This window comes from Shewanella sp. MBTL60-112-B2 (genome assembly GCF_019655055.1).
GTDB lineage: Bacteria > Pseudomonadota > Gammaproteobacteria > Enterobacterales > Shewanellaceae > Shewanella.
The window spans coordinates 162,720-175,509 of sequence record NZ_BPFA01000007.1 but is presented as its reverse complement, the minus strand read 5'-3'; the positions used below and the strand labels follow the sequence as shown (position 1 = coordinate 175,509).

The window sequence follows — 12,790 nt, the reverse complement described above, 5'->3', positions numbered from 1 at the left end:
TCCCTAGGAATTTAATTCCTCTAAAGAGCCGTTCGAGACTAGGACGTTGATAGGCAAGGTGTGTAAGCGTTGTGAGGCGTTGAGCTAACTTGTACTAATGACTCGTGAGGCTTAACCATACAACCCTGATGGGTTTTATGAGTTAACTATGTTTCTTATAGAAACCAGAATTAGAATGAAGCACTTAATGTAGTGTGAACCCAATTTTTAAGACTTGCATCGCGAGTCCAGCTTTCTAAATTTACCCAATTTGTCTGGAAACCATAGAGCTGTGGCACCACCTGAATCCATTCCGAACTCAGAAGTGAAACGCAGTATCGCCGATGGTAGTGTGGGGTCTCCCCATGTGAGAGTAGGTCATTTCCAGGCGCCTATTTAGATTTTCATTGAAAATCGAGTCTCCTAGCCCTGACAAGCTAGCGACTTAAAAAGCATTTAGCATCATGCGTAAGCACTTTGCTAAAGGAGCGGTAGTTCAGTTGGTTAGAATACCGGCCTGTCACGCCGGGGGTCGCGGGTTCGAGTCCCGTCCGCTCCGCCAACATTACGATAAGCCCTGCTAGAGATAGCAGGGCTTTTTCGTATGCGTATTTCAAAGAAAAATTAAAGTATTATGCGTAAGCACTTTGCTAAAGGAGCGATAGTTCAGTTGGTTAGACTCTTGACTAGAAATAAGCGCCTGTCACGCCGGGGGGGGCGCGGGTTCGTCTGTTGATAAGAGCAGGTCCGCTCCGCCAACATTAAGATGAAAGCCTCTGCAGCAATGCAGAGGCTTTTTTCGTTTTGTAATATTTATTAATTTAGTCGTGACGTCGCGGATGAATCCGCCCCAGCTACGCTTCGCTTCGCGTTCGTAAGCTCACAGCTATTGCTGTACTCACCCACAAACATTACGATAAGCCCTGCTAGAGAAAGCAGGGCTTTTTCGTATCTGTTGTTTAAAGAATTTAGAGTAAGCCTCTGCACTTCTTATTGAAAAGAGTGCAGAGGCTTTTTTTGTATTTGGGTTTTATGACATATAAAGGTTAGAGGAGATTGTCCACCTTCAATCATAAATGTCTTTCGTCATATTTGAGTTGAAGTTGAAGATGGAGATGATTGAGGTGAGTTTTATTCAAAAAGTTCAATCTGAATTGTATACACTGATCACGGTTCTATAAACTGATTGTCGCCTTGCTGTATAGTGTGTGATCTTGCACAACTCTCTATGCCTTGATAGAGCTATAATGTGCTTTGTACAAACTAAGGTAATAACATGAATTGTCGTTTGGGCTGCGGTGCATGCTGTATTGCACCATCTATCACCACAGCCATCCCGGGGATGCCTGAAGGTAAGCCTGCTGGGGTTAGGTGTATACAGCTAGATGATAGCAACTTGTGTAAACTGTTCGGTAAGGCTGAACGACCTGCAGTATGTGGGTTATTTACTGCTACCGAAGATGTTTGTGGCAAGACAGATACAGAGGCTTTGTGGTTAATTAGCTCTTTAGAAGCGGCCACCAACGTTTGATATTGCTTTTTTAGAGACTCTCGAATATTTACTTTACGGATTGTTAATCAATGCAGTTAACTCGTTACACAGATTATGGTTTAAGAACACTGATGTATTTAGCATTGCATTCAGAGCGTGAGTCGTTGTTCCGTATTGCTGAGATCACTGAAGTATTCGATCTGTCTGCTAACCATATTTCTAAGGTTGTTCATCACTTAGGAAAGTTGGGATATTTGCAAACCGTTCGCGGTAAGAGCGGTGGCTTTAGACTGGCTAAACCAGCTTCTGAAATAAATATTGGCCAAGTCGTTCGTGCGCTAGAAAATTCATTGGCTCCAATTGATTGCAGTAAGCCATACTGCTTGCTCACGCCAGCTTGTAAGCTTAAAGGAGCGTTAGCCGATGCTGTGAACGCTTATTTAGCCGTTTTAGATGGCTATAGCTTAGATATGATTGTCTCTAATAAGCAGGAGCTAAAATCTCTGCTACCTGATCTATCTATCTCAATCCTGCAGTAACACCTGTTTAGCCAACACTTTTGGCTTCAAATGCGGCGACACTAGCTTTGATGTGTGTACTAACTCGATATCTGCATTAGCCAAACGATGTAAGTTTTGGCTAAGAAAAGCAATAGTTTCTGGATAAGGGTGTGCAATAACAACGATTTCACCCTTTGCATGCGCTAATGAAATAGCATGCTTAAACTGCTTTTCTAATCCTGATTGCGACCTATCATTATCTAAAAATATCTCCCTTCTTAATACCTGTAGCCCCATAGATTCAGCAACTGTGCCTGCACGGGTATATTTAGTTGTCATGCTGTCGATAAAATAGATATTGTGTTGCTGTAGTGACTCCATGACCCAGCGCATAGGCTCAGTTAACTGGGTTAAGAAACTGCCCATATGGTTGTTGGCACCACTGGCGTGCGGCACGCTCTTGATTGAATCATTTACTTGGGCTTTGAACTCGATTTCAGACATGGTATTGGTGAGAGCACCGGGTCCGATAGCCTTACCGTTTAGTGCTTGCATAGGTAGGTGCACTAAAATCTCATTTCCTTGGCGATAGGCCTTTGAGGCGAGATCTTTTCCTAATGGCGTATGGGGTAAAATAGAAAGCGTGATATTAGCTGGCAGAGTCAGCACAGCTTTATCAGATTGACGATATCCAATATCGTCAATAATGATGGCTATTTGGCTGGCGAATACACTCGCACTCGGTAACAACAAAGATATCAATAATAGAAAGTAGCGCACTGATTTTTATTTTTCTGCTTTAATCCATGCAATCGCCGAGTTGACTAATTTGTCTTGTGCAACAGACTCACGGAGTGAATTTGTCTCGATTATAGGCATACTTTCATTATCTGATACAGCTTCTAATTCAATTTTTATATCTGGCTCAATACCTTTTGAGTGAATATCGTTGCCATTTGGGGTTGTGTATTTAGCGATGGTGAGTTTAATTGCATTGCCATCCATCAGGGTCGGGATCAGACTTTGTATCGTGCCTTTCCCAAAACTAGTTTGCCCTATTAATTGTGCACGGCCATTATCTTGCAATGCGGCGGCGAGCACTTCTGAGGCAGAAGCTGATCCCTTGTTGATTAACACTGACATAGGGATGTTTGTTGCCATGGTTTGTGGTGAGGCGTAATAGTCTGAGTTTGCGTCGAAGAAGCGTCCTTCAGTTGCAACTATGCGGCCTTTATCTAGGAATAGGTCTGCGATTGTAATGGCTTGATCTAGCAAGCCACCTGGGTTATTTCTTAGATCCAAAATAATTCCGTTAAGCAGCTGCGGTTGCCACAGCGACAGCTGCTTCACTAGTTCTTGAGTGGTATTTTCTTGGAAGCTAGAAAGGCGAATATAGCCAATTTTGTTATCCAGGATCTCAGCTTCTATTGAGTTAATAGCGATGAGTGTAGGGCTTAGAGTGACAGAGTAATGGGTTTCTGAATTGGCTCTCACCATTTCAAGCTCGATAGGTCGGTTATTTAAACTGTGTTGTTTAATCTCGTTGAGGATACTTTCTAGTTTTTCTGCTGTAACCAGCTGCTTATTGAGTTTTATTACACGGTCTCCCGGCCTAATTCCCGCCGCCTCAGCTGGAGATTCTGCAAATGGCGTGACTATGGTGATCTGGTCATTGTCTGTTGCTATTTCAACACCAAAGCCAAAATACTCACCGTTGTTCATCTCCTGCATGCTCGTAAAGGTTTGTTTATCGAGGAAACTTGAGTAGGGATCTAGCTTGTTGAAAATGCCGTCAATGGCGGCTTCAATAAGCTCTTCTTCGGTGAGTTGTTGCACGTAATAAGTTTCAACCGTGTCGATTATATCGAGAAGAACCGGGTAACTTATATGAGACTTATATTGTTGAGTGTGCTCTTGTCCTGACAGGGTGATAGATAAGCCGAGAGCAAGCCCTGCCGCGAGGCAACAAAAATAACGTATGTATAGAGACATGTAAACCCCTTGTATATTAAGGGGTTATTTGGTCTAACGTTTGCAATACCTTGCAGGATCGACAGCTTGCCCCTTGTGCCTTACCTCAAAGTATAGGCCAGGCTCGGTCTGTCCACCGGAACGTCCGACCAATGCAATCGGCTCACCTTTACTTACCGAGTCGCCGGCATTCTTAAGTAAGGCTTGTGCATGGCCATATAGACTCATGTAACCTTTGCCGTGATCGACGACTAAAACCATACCAAAACCACGCAGCCAGTCGGCGTATATAACTTTACCGCCAGCAATAGCGTTGACATTTTGTCCTTCAGCGGCAGAGATGATGACCCCCTTCCACTTTACCTGCCCAGAACGCTTACTGCCGAAGGCCGATCTGATCCGTCCGTTGGCTGGCCACTTAAGTTTCTTGCGGCTGGATAATCCATCGTATGATGGGTTATTTTTCATAGCGGTAAGAGCTTGTTCAACTACTCGCTTAAGGCTAGCCTCTTCGATTTGAAGCTGTTCTAATTTTGCGCCACTGCTGCTTAATGTTCTTTGTAGCTGCGTAAGGGTACTTTGTCTTTGCGACTGCTCTTGGCTTAGCTTTTTAGCTTGCTGTTGTCGTTCGAGTACCAGCTTATTAAGCTGGCTTTGCTGCTCTTGCTGATCCGCTTGGATCTGGTCTAGCTCTTTCAAGGTAGTTTGAAGTTGTTCTATCGAGTCGATACGAGCGTTATTTAAATATTCGTAATATGCCAGTAGGCGCTCGATGCTAGCAGGAGACTGTTGATTTAACAGCATTTTGCTATAGTCATGGTTACCCGCCAAATAGGCGCTAGCGAGTTGATTTGAAAGTGATTTTTGTTGCGCTGTTTTCAGCTTTTCTAATTGAACTTGTTTAGTGTTTAGTTCTGCAATTTTTTTATCTGTTTTGCCTAGGTCTTGCTTAGTTGTGTTTACTTTTCTTGCTGCTTGAGCAATCGCTTTTTCATCAGCTTTTAATAAAGATATTAATCGCTCTCTCTGTTTACTGGTGTTTTTAACCGCTGATTGCTGTTTGTTAATCTGGGCTTGGATAGATTTAAGCTCAGATTGACGGCGCTCAAGATCGGTTGCATTAACCGTTAGAGGAAGTGATAGAAAGCCAGCAATAATGCTGGCTTTGATAAAAAATCGAATGTTCACGTGTTGGTATACTACTCTTTGAGTTTTATTATCGCGCGGCCAGTCATCTCAACAGGCACGTCTTGTCCCATCAAGGTTAACATAGTCGGCGCTAAATCACTTAAACGACCGCCATTTTCTATCTCTGCATCACGTCCCACATAGATTAATGGCACTAATTCGCTGGTGTGCGCAGTATGTGCTTGGCCAGTCGATTCATCTGTCATCTGCTCAGCATTACCGTGATCGGCAGTAATTAAACACTCACCACCCACTTTATCTAGCGCTTCAACAACGCGGCCGATACAGGTATCGACGGCTTCACAGGCTTTTACCGCTGCATCGAAGTTACCTGTGTGACCTACCATGTCGCCATTTGGGTAGTTACAAATGATGACGTCATATTCGGTTGACTCAATGGCCGCAACTAGCTTGTCGGTCAACTCGGCAGAACTCATCTCTGGCTGCAGGTCGTAGGTTGCGACTTTTGGCGATTGAACCAAAATACGCTCTTCGCCATTAAATGGCTCCTCTTTGCCACCGTTGAAGAAGAAAGTAACATGGGCATATTTCTCGGTCTCAGAAATACGCAACTGAGTTAGACCTTGGTTTTGTAGCGTCTCGCCTAGAGTATTAACTAGGTCGCTAGATGGATAAGCGATAGATGCTTTAATGTCGGCGGCGTATTCGGTCAACATAACAAAGTTGATTTTTGGCGTAACAGTACGCTTGAAGCCGTCAAAGTCTGCATTAATAAAGCTGCGAGTGATTTGGCGAGCGCGATCGGCTCGGAAGTTCATGAAGACCAGTGCGTCATTGTCGGCGAGCTTAGCAAGGTTACCCTGTGCATCGGGAATAGCTGTACTGCCAACAAACTCATCATTTTCATCACGGGCATAAGCGGCTTCAATGGCATCAACTGCGTTAGCTGCTTGATGTAAACTCTTGCCTTCGGTAATTAGCTCATAAGCTTGTGATACGCGATCCCAACGATTGTCGCGGTCCATAGCATAGTAGCGACCAATCACAGATGCGACTTGGCCAGTACCTAAGGTTTTGAATAGTTCTTCAAAGTGAGCTAAGCCTGATTTGGCGCTGCGTGGCGGTGTATCACGCCCGTCTAGAAATGCATGTAGGTAGACTTTTTTAGCGCCGCGCTTAACTGCTAGGCGGCACATGGCTTCTATATGATCCTGATGACTGTGAACGCCACCTGGTGATAAGAGCCCCATAATATGTACGGCACCTTCAGCCTTAATTGCAGCATCGACTGCCTCTGTGAGTGCTGGGTTGCTATCGAATTCGCCATCATCGATAGACTTGCTAATGCGTGTTAGCTCTTGGTAGACGATTCGGCCTGAACCGATATTGATGTGTCCGACCTCAGAATTACCCATTTGGCCATCTGGTAGGCCAACATCGATACCAGAACCTGAAATTAAACTGTTTGGATATTTCGCATTTAACTGATCTAAAACTGGTGTATTTGCATGAAAAACAGCATTTTTTTGTGTGTTTTCACGGTAACCCCAGCCATCGAGGATCAGCAATGCCAACGGGCGTTTGCGTGTCGTCATGGTAGTACCTTTAAGTTTAAAAAATAAGATTGATATCAGAATTGGTTAAATATTACTACCAATTATGGTCGGGCATAAAGACATTTACCTAGATTGGCGTTATCGGATTGCGCTATTGCTGTTATTTACTGGCTGAAGAGTCATGCCAAGCGTGACTAACATTCTGTATTCTGCTTCAAGCGGTGGTATACTCTGTGCCCTCATTATATTTGGCCCTAAAAAATAGTAGGCAGTTAACGATGCAAGAATATATGGAATTTTTTAAAGCGAACCCTATGTTGAGTGTGGCTTGGGTTGGTTTGTTTGTCGGACTTATCGTCGTGGTGTTTAAGTCTAGCGTTTCTAAAGTGAAAAACGTTAATCATCAAGAAGCCACGTTAATGATGAATAAGCAAGATGCGAAAGTCGTTGATGTGCGCGGAAAAGAAGAATTTAAGAAGGGTCATATCGTAGGTGCTATCAACGTGCCACTAGCTGATATAAAAAATAATCAGCTTTCTGCCCTTGAAAACTCAAAAGCCAGTCCCATTATAATGGTATGCAACGCTGGCATGACTTCGTCTCAAGCTGCTCAGCTGATGATTAAGCACGGTTTTGAAAACGTGAACAATCTGAAAGGTGGTATGGGTGAATGGCAGTCAAATAATTTGCCTGTTTCAAAAAGCAAAAGATAGAAGTGTTAGTGTAGCCATTGCTTTTTTGTTGAGTAATTGATTAGAGTGTTAGCTCTCAACTTATTGTGGTTACCGGCATTGAACTGAGGGGGTTTCCCTCCAAAAAAGCGTCTGTTGACTAAATAAATCAAAAATTGGGACAGCAAATTGGGTTTACTCCCAAGCTTGCCAAGCCCTGAGACTGGCTCTTTTGAAGTAGCCTCATTAACTTTTTTAAAGGTAGGATAGTATGGCTGAAGTAGCAAACAACGAACAACAAGGTCCACAATTCAACATTCAACGTGTTTACACAAAAGATATCTCTTTTGAAACACCAAACAGCCCAGCTGTTTTCCAGAAAGAGTGGAACCCAGAAGTTAAGCTTGATCTAGATACTCGCAGCAACAAACTATCTGATGACGTATATGAAGTTGTACTGTCTTTGACTGTTACAGCTAAGAACGGCGAAGAAACTGCATTCCTATGTGAAGTTCAGCAAGCGGGTATCTTCGCTATCGCTGGTCTAACTGAACAGCAGCTAGCTCACTCTCTAGGTGCATACTGCCCTAACGTTCTTTTCCCATATGCTCGTGAAGCAATTGGTAGCCTAGTAAGCCGTGGTACTTTCCCACAACTTAACCTAGCTCCAGTTAACTTTGACGCACTATTCGCTCAGTATGTTCAACAGCGTCAAGCTGCTGCAGCTGAAGCACCAGCAGAAGAAGCTAACGCTTAATCGCATGAAAAACACTGCCGACATTACGGTACTGGGGGCGGGCTCTTACGGGACCGCCCTTGCCATTTCTTTAGCGAGCAATGGCCACAGAACCATGCTTTGGGGCCATGAACCCGAGCACATAGAAAACCTAAAAAACGACAAGTCTAACGAAGCGTTTTTACCTGGTATTCCATTACCCGACTTATTGATCCCAGAAGCGGACTTGGCAACAGCATTAGCGGCATCTAACAATGTGCTAGTGGTTGTGCCTAGCCATGTTTTTGGATTAGTACTGACTCAAGCAAAACCGCTGTTACGCAAAGATTCGCGTATTGTGTGGGCCACCAAAGGTCTAGAGCCTGAGACTGGCCGCCTAATACAAGATGTTGCCCGTGAAGCTATTGGCGATGAGTTTCCTCTTGCCGTGTTATCTGGACCAACATTTGCTAAAGAACTAGCAGCTGGTATGCCTACTGCTATTTCGATTGCAGGCACCGATCCTCAGTTTACTAAGGATTTGGTTGAGCTGTTGCACAGCCCTAAGCGTCTGCGTGTTTACGCTAATGACGACTTTATTGGTTTACAGCTTGGCGGCGCAGTTAAAAACGTTATTGCGATAGGCGCTGGCCTGTCAGACGGTATCGGTTTTGGTGCGAATGCTAGAACAGCGCTAATTACTCGCGGTTTAGTTGAGTTAACTCGACTTGGTGAAGCTATGGGCGCACAAGCCTCGACCTTTATGGGCATGGCTGGTCTTGGTGATTTGGTGCTAACTTGTACCGATAACCAGTCGCGTAACCGTCGCTTTGGCTTAGCATTGGGCAAAGGATCTGATGTTGAAACTGCACAAGACGAAATTGGTCAAGTGGTTGAAGGTTATCGCAACACTAAAGAGGTCTATACGCTAGCTAAGCGTTTAGGTGTCGAGATGCCGATTACTGAGCAAGTTTATCAAGTCTTGTATAAAGGCAAGTCACCGGTTGATGCAGCTAAAGAGTTGCTTAGCCGTGAGCAGAAGTCTGAGACATCGTCGGCAGAATAGTTTTGCTGTTATTAGATTGAACAATTTGTTCAGTTGATTGAAAACCGAAGCCTAGCTTCGGTTTTTTGTTTTTAGCCTATTTGGCTGTTGGCATAAATACTTCCATGTACAAATAACAATGCTAAAATAGCGCCCTTTTTTATGCTTAAAATTTATACCTCATATTTGAGGTTTAGTTGTAATTATTTAGGAGTTATCGAGTGAAACATCATGACGTCATCATTATTGGAGCCGGAGCGGCAGGCCTTATGTGCGCAGCCTCTGCAGGTTACCGTGGCCGTGATGTGCTAGTGCTTGATAATGCTAAACAAGCGGGGCGTAAAATTCTGATCAGTGGCGGCGGCCGTTGTAACTTCACCAATCAGAAAGTTGAGCCTGCTAACTTTATCTGCGGTAATAGCCATTTTGTAAAATCGGCTTTAGCGCGTTATCGTTCAAGCGACTTTATTGAGTTGGTTGAGCGTCATGGTATCGAGTATCACGAGCGCGACCATGGTCAGTTATTTTGTAATGACTCAGCCAAAGAGATCGTTACCATGCTGCTTACTGAGTGTGAGTGGGCCGGCGCGCAGATAAAACTACGCACAGAGATAAGCAATATCAGCAAAAATGCAGATGGCTTATTTGAGCTTATTACCGACAAAGAACACTACACTTGTGAGTCGCTAGTGATTGCAACGGGTGGCTTGTCTATGCCAAAGCTTGGCGCATCGCCTTACGGTTACCACATTGCTGAGCAGTTTGGTTTAAAGCTGCTCTCGACTCACGCAGGCCTAGTACCATTCACTTGGCATAGCGATCAAAAACAGCGCTTTGAGCCGTTATCAGGCATTGCGGTTCCAAGCACGATTACAGCGAAAGATGGCACTCAGTTTAGCGAAGCACTGCTATTTACTCACCGTGGTCTATCTGGCCCAGCTATTTTGCAGATCTCAAATTACTGGAACCCCGGTGAAGCGATCAGCATCAACTTGCTACCGGGTGAAGATGTGCGCGTTAAGCTTGAGCAAGCGCTGGAAGCTAGCCCTAAGCTAAGTCTGCGTAATGCCTTGTCGCAATGGTTACCTAAACGTTTAGTCGAAGTGCTTTTTGAAGAGTCATTATTGAATAAAGCGCTTAACCAGCTAGTGCATGCAGAGTTAGAACAATTAGCAGTCAATCTTGAATCGTGGACATTGGTAATGAACGGCACCGAAGGTTATCGCACTGCCGAAGTCACCCTGGGTGGCGTCGATACCAATGAATTGTCATCTAAAACTATGGAAGCTAAATCTGTACCTGGCTTATTCTTCATTGGCGAAGTTATGGATGTAAGTGGTTGGTTAGGTGGGTTTAATTTTCAGTGGGCTTGGTCATCTGGTGTGGCCGCAGGACAAGCTGCTTAGGTTATTTTGTCAAATTAAAGCGAAGACAATCTTCAATTTAAAAATGAAATAAATTGTCTTCACCGAATAAATCATCACCTTGTTCTTATTTGTCAGCCAAGTAGTTTTCTTGATAGCGCTAGTTTGGGAGCATTTAGCTGATTGTAGGCTGACTAGGGGCGAATCTTCTACAAGCCCGATAGATCGGCAAAGACTAGGTAGTCAGTAATCAAGCCATTTTGCACTGTTAAAAATGTTGAGAAGACCGCAGAGTGTCTGCTCCCATCTAAGCGGACATAATCCACAGTGCCGCAGCAGCTAACCTTAATCGTGTTCGGTTTATTTGGGGCTTGATATACAACGTCTTCGATAGTGTGTTGCATTGACTCTATACTAGAAAAAAACTGTTTATTCCCCTGCAGAATAGCGGATTTCTTTGTGATAGCAGGGTTATTTCCAAGACGAAAACGGACTTGATTGGCCAAATTGTTATCTAGATAATCAAGGTCTTTGTTATCCACGGCTTGATACAGTTTTTGTACCAAGATATTGATTCCTTCAGTATTCATATTGCTTTCCTTATGGCTAAAAATACAATCGTTAACTTCTTTTCTGCAATTCACCTGACTCGCCACCGTACATATTTTTCTCGTCAGGCTTATCACTAGCATATTGCAAAAATTCAAACTGAAGGCCTGCTGGATCCATGTAGTACACGGTTTGCCGAAACGGATGTAAGCGACCTTTTATATCAAGGCTAAATCCTTTAGCCGATAGACGGTCTATTACAGCTTGTAGATCATCGACGACGAAGCCTATGTGGGCGACACCGGGTTCAATGCCTTTAGCATCTCTTATTTCCCCGACTGCGCCGCCGTTCAGAGTGAGGTAATAGTCATCATCACCAATGTGTAGCCAATGACGGCTCGATGCGTGCTCGCCACTCCCCCAAGTCATTTTCCCTTCACCACGTATACGCCACTCAGGAAACGCCGTTAGCAAAAACGTCAATGTAGGTGGAATATCTTTTACGACTAAATTTACATGCTCTAAGCGCACCATAAACACCTCTTTATTAACTGTTGATAGCAGTATCAAATTTGATGGTATTACTTTAAATTATCGAATTTGATAAACAATATGCTAACAAGTAGACTCAGAGTTGAGTTTTTCTCAACCATAAGCAAAGTTAATAAATGGACACTTTTAATGCTATTCCGATCTTTGTTGCTGTGGCAGATAGTGGCGGTTTTTCGAGTGCGGCTCGTGTGTTGGGGATTTCAAAGTCTGCAATAAGTAAGCGTATTACTCAATTAGAGCAGCAGCTTGGGTCACGTTTGTTTTATCGCTCTACCCGCAACCTCAGTCTGACTGAAGCCGGAGAACGTTATTATCAATATGCATCGCAAGCCAATCGTGCGGCAAAGCAAGCTGAAGATGCGGTGAGTGAACTGCAGGGCGAGCCTAAAGGCTTGTTAAAAATTCAAGTACCTATGACGATAGGACAAATGCACTTAGCATCTCTGATCCCTGAGTTTATTGAGCATTACCCTGAGGTTCAGATTGATCTTGTGATGGACGATGGAAAAATAAACCTGATTGAGCAGGGCTTTGACCTAGCTATCCGCGCCGATGATTTAGTCGATTCGAACTTAATTGCCCGCCATCTAGTGCCTTTACATAGTGTTGTTTGCGTATCGCCGTTATTTTATCAAAAACACCGACAACAGCTTGAATCACCCGCCCAGTTAGCCGATCTCAACTGCATACTTTATAGCTATTCTAATAATGCAGATGTCTGGCAGTTTAACGCGACAAGCGGTGATGAGTATAAAGTTAAAGTTGCTGGAAACTATCGAGTTAATAATAGCGCGGCACTCAGAGACGCTGTTATTGCGGGGATGGGAGCGGGGCGGTTACCAACATTCGTTGCAGGCCCCGAAATTCAAAAAGGTAAGCTGGTTGCTATACTTCAAGACTATACAATGCCGAGTAAAAATCTCAACGCTATCTACCCTGAACGCCACTATATGCCTGCAAAAGTCAGGGTGTTTTTGGACTATATGATTGCCAAGCTTGGAGATGGAGCCGCATATTGGGATGAGTTTTAGAAATTAACTTTGTTTAGCAAACTTCTACAGCAGTCTTCGTTATGACTCCATCCTGCGCAGTGCAATAACTGTATAGCCTGCGGGCTTCTTCGCAATAAATAGAGGAGTACAGAGCTGTTTTTATGTATTCCGGCTCATATTCGTGTCTAGATTGGCTTCAATTTTTTGTTTTTATCTCGGTACTTCTTATTCGCTATTTACGTTGGCAGTAGTCAC

At 43.9% G+C, this 12,790-nt stretch carries 13 protein-coding genes, 1 tRNA gene and 2 rRNA genes; 10 read left to right on the top strand and 6 right to left on the bottom strand.

Translation table 11 applies throughout. The features are described 5' to 3' along the window. The 5 genes from K5Q73_RS06625 to K5Q73_RS06605 all read left to right on the top strand — a co-directional run. A 23S ribosomal RNA gene (locus tag K5Q73_RS06625) occupies positions 1 to 119 on the top strand; the annotation flags it as partial. 134 nt (positions 120 to 253) lie between these two features. After that, positions 254 to 369: ribosomal RNA gene (rrf, locus tag K5Q73_RS06620) — 5S ribosomal RNA — on the top strand. 95 nt (positions 370 to 464) lie between these two features. Next, a tRNA-Asp gene (locus tag K5Q73_RS06615) sits at positions 465 to 541 on the top strand. A 714-nt stretch (positions 542 to 1,255) separates the two neighbouring features. Further along, positions 1,256 to 1,510 (top strand): YkgJ family cysteine cluster protein, encoded by a 255-nt coding sequence (locus tag K5Q73_RS06610; RefSeq protein ID WP_220765628.1) that lies wholly within the window; start codon positions 1,256 to 1,258, stop codon positions 1,508 to 1,510. A gap of 50 nt (positions 1,511 to 1,560) precedes the next feature. Beyond that, a complete protein-coding gene (locus K5Q73_RS06605; RefSeq protein WP_220765627.1) occupies positions 1,561 to 2,010 on the top strand; it encodes an Rrf2 family transcriptional regulator in 450 nt (149 codons plus the stop codon). Here the strand turns inward: K5Q73_RS06605 and K5Q73_RS06600 are convergent. From K5Q73_RS06600 to gpmM, 4 genes are read right to left on the bottom strand one after another with little or no spacing between them, the layout of a single operon-like run. Then, positions 1,996 to 2,751 (bottom strand): divergent polysaccharide deacetylase family protein, encoded by a 756-nt coding sequence (locus K5Q73_RS06600; protein ID WP_220765626.1) that lies wholly within the window; start codon positions 2,749 to 2,751, stop codon positions 1,996 to 1,998. The two genes, K5Q73_RS06605 and K5Q73_RS06600, sit on opposite strands and share 15 nt — an antisense overlap. 6 nt (positions 2,752 to 2,757) lie before the next feature. After that, the gene (locus K5Q73_RS06595; RefSeq protein ID WP_220765625.1) at positions 2,758 to 3,963 is read right to left on the bottom strand and encodes a S41 family peptidase; all 1,206 of its coding nucleotides are present in this window, start codon (positions 3,961 to 3,963) and stop codon (positions 2,758 to 2,760) included. Between the two features lie 33 nt (positions 3,964 to 3,996). Continuing rightward, the gene (locus tag K5Q73_RS06590; RefSeq protein WP_220765624.1) at positions 3,997 to 5,130 is read right to left on the bottom strand and encodes a murein hydrolase activator EnvC; all 1,134 of its coding nucleotides are present in this window, start codon (positions 5,128 to 5,130) and stop codon (positions 3,997 to 3,999) included. Between the two features lie 11 nt (positions 5,131 to 5,141). Further along, the gene (gene gpmM, locus K5Q73_RS06585) at positions 5,142 to 6,686 is read right to left on the bottom strand and encodes a 2,3-bisphosphoglycerate-independent phosphoglycerate mutase (RefSeq protein ID WP_220765623.1); all 1,545 of its coding nucleotides are present in this window, start codon (positions 6,684 to 6,686) and stop codon (positions 5,142 to 5,144) included. A 239-nt stretch (positions 6,687 to 6,925) separates the two neighbouring features. Between gpmM and K5Q73_RS06580 the strand changes: the two genes are divergently transcribed. From K5Q73_RS06580 to K5Q73_RS06565, 4 genes are all read left to right on the top strand, one after another. After that, positions 6,926 to 7,360 (top strand): rhodanese-like domain-containing protein, encoded by a 435-nt coding sequence (locus tag K5Q73_RS06580; RefSeq protein ID WP_220765622.1) that lies wholly within the window; start codon positions 6,926 to 6,928, stop codon positions 7,358 to 7,360. 229 nt (positions 7,361 to 7,589) lie between these two features. After that, positions 7,590 to 8,075: a protein-export chaperone SecB gene (gene secB / locus K5Q73_RS06575; RefSeq protein WP_012157402.1), complete on the top strand. Its 486-nt coding sequence runs from the start codon at positions 7,590 to 7,592 to the stop codon at positions 8,073 to 8,075. 4 nt (positions 8,076 to 8,079) lie between these two features. Beyond that, on the top strand, positions 8,080 to 9,099 hold the full coding sequence (gene gpsA / locus K5Q73_RS06570; RefSeq protein ID WP_220765621.1) for an NAD(P)H-dependent glycerol-3-phosphate dehydrogenase: 1,020 nt from the start codon (positions 8,080 to 8,082) through the stop codon (positions 9,097 to 9,099). Between the two features lie 200 nt (positions 9,100 to 9,299). After that, positions 9,300 to 10,484, top strand: coding sequence for an NAD(P)/FAD-dependent oxidoreductase (locus K5Q73_RS06565; protein ID WP_220765620.1), 1,185 nt, complete (start codon positions 9,300 to 9,302; stop codon positions 10,482 to 10,484). A 167-nt stretch (positions 10,485 to 10,651) separates the two neighbouring features. Here the strand turns inward: K5Q73_RS06565 and K5Q73_RS06560 are convergent, their stop codons facing one another. Further along, a complete protein-coding gene (locus tag K5Q73_RS06560; protein ID WP_220765619.1) occupies positions 10,652 to 11,032 on the bottom strand; it encodes a nuclear transport factor 2 family protein in 381 nt (126 codons plus the stop codon). A gap of 31 nt (positions 11,033 to 11,063) precedes the next feature. Further along, entirely contained in the window at positions 11,064 to 11,525 is a 462-nt protein-coding gene (locus K5Q73_RS06555) for a VOC family protein (RefSeq protein WP_259650849.1), read from the bottom strand. A gap of 134 nt (positions 11,526 to 11,659) precedes the next feature. Here K5Q73_RS06555 and K5Q73_RS06550 point away from each other — a divergent pair, with 134 nt between their 5' ends. Further along, positions 11,660 to 12,574, top strand: coding sequence for a LysR family transcriptional regulator (locus K5Q73_RS06550; RefSeq protein WP_220765618.1), 915 nt, complete (start codon positions 11,660 to 11,662; stop codon positions 12,572 to 12,574). Positions 12,575 to 12,790: the final 216 nt, after the last annotated feature.

Bases quoted from the DNA above. Each gene is read 5' to 3' on its own strand.
- secB (WP_012157402.1), top strand. From the start codon at position 7,590: ATGGCTGAAGTAGCAAACAACGAACAACAAGGTCCACAATTCAACATT.
- K5Q73_RS06555 (WP_259650849.1), bottom strand. From the start codon at position 11,525: ATGGTGCGCTTAGAGCATGTAAATTTAGTCGTAAAAGATATTCCACCT.
- K5Q73_RS06560 (WP_220765619.1), bottom strand. From the start codon at position 11,032: ATGAATACTGAAGGAATCAATATCTTGGTACAAAAACTGTATCAAGCC.
- gpsA (WP_220765621.1), top strand. From the start codon at position 8,080: ATGAAAAACACTGCCGACATTACGGTACTGGGGGCGGGCTCTTACGGG.
- K5Q73_RS06610 (WP_220765628.1), top strand. From the start codon at position 1,256: ATGAATTGTCGTTTGGGCTGCGGTGCATGCTGTATTGCACCATCTATC.
- K5Q73_RS06550 (WP_220765618.1), top strand. From the start codon at position 11,660: ATGGACACTTTTAATGCTATTCCGATCTTTGTTGCTGTGGCAGATAGT.
- K5Q73_RS06580 (WP_220765622.1), top strand. From the start codon at position 6,926: ATGCAAGAATATATGGAATTTTTTAAAGCGAACCCTATGTTGAGTGTG.
- K5Q73_RS06595 (WP_220765625.1), bottom strand. From the start codon at position 3,963: ATGTCTCTATACATACGTTATTTTTGTTGCCTCGCGGCAGGGCTTGCT.
- K5Q73_RS06605 (WP_220765627.1), top strand. From the start codon at position 1,561: ATGCAGTTAACTCGTTACACAGATTATGGTTTAAGAACACTGATGTAT.
- gpmM (WP_220765623.1), bottom strand. From the start codon at position 6,686: ATGACGACACGCAAACGCCCGTTGGCATTGCTGATCCTCGATGGCTGG.